Genomic DNA, 956 nt, shown 5'->3' on the forward strand with positions numbered 1-956 from the left:
TGTTCTTGGCAAGCCCTCGATAACGCACTTTCACATGGCCGAACTGGCGCTTGATGACCCGGAACGGATGCTCGACCTTCGCCCGGATGCTGGCCTTCACGTGTTCGAGTTTGTCCACGACCGCGCCCAACGGTGTGCTCGTGTCCAGGGCCTTGCGTTTGCCCGGGCGCAGCGCCACGTGCCAGTTCGCCTTGATGCCCTGTGTCTCTTCGCGCTTGGCAACACCCTGGTATCCCGCGTCAGCGAACACATCTGTTTCCTCGCCATGCACCAGCGCACTGGCCTGCGTCACGTCGTTGACGTTGGCTGCCGTGCCCACAACGCTGTGCACCAGACCCGAATCTGCATCAACACCGATGTGCGCCTTCATCCCGAAGTGCCACTGATTGCCCTTCTTCGTCTGGTGCATCTCGGGGTCGCGCTCGCCGCTGCTGTTCTTGGTCGAACTGGGCGCGGCTATCAGCGTGGCATCGACCACCGTGCCCTGCTTGAGCAGCAGACCCTTGGCCGTAAGCGTGGCGTTGACCGTGGCCAGCATCTGCAGGCTCAGGTTGTTCCTCTCCAGCAGATGCCGGAAGCGAAGAATGGTGCTCTCGTCAGGCAGGTTGTCTTCGCCCATGTCCAACCCGGTGAATTCGCGAAACATCGGCGTGTCGTACAGCGCCTCTTCCATCGACGGGTCCGACAGGTTGAACCACTGCTGCAGGAAGTGAATGCGCAGCATCGTCTCCACCGCAAACGGCGGGCGGCCGCCTTTGACTCCAGCGGCAGGTGCATGCGGGGCAATCAACGACACCAGCTCACCCCACGGCACCACCAGGTTCATCTCATCGAGGAACTCGCGCTTGCGCGTCCTCTTCGTCTTGCGCTCGTATCCACTCTCGCCAAGGCTCATTTGTTTCATGTCGTCAATGTCTCACATCACGCAGGCACAGCGGAGGTTGTGCAGACCTTCC

1 protein-coding gene is annotated in these 956 nt (G+C 61.2%); it reads right to left on the reverse strand.

The window, feature by feature from the left end:
• A partial coding sequence (locus AC3WPZ_RS27980; protein WP_492442628.1) for an IS5 family transposase occupies positions 1–904 on the reverse strand: 904 nt, incomplete at its 3' end.
• Between the last annotated feature and the right edge of the window lie 52 nt (positions 905–956).

The sequence above is a fragment of the Hydrogenophaga sp. FW305-3-2-15-A-LB1 genome, assembly GCF_058787875.1.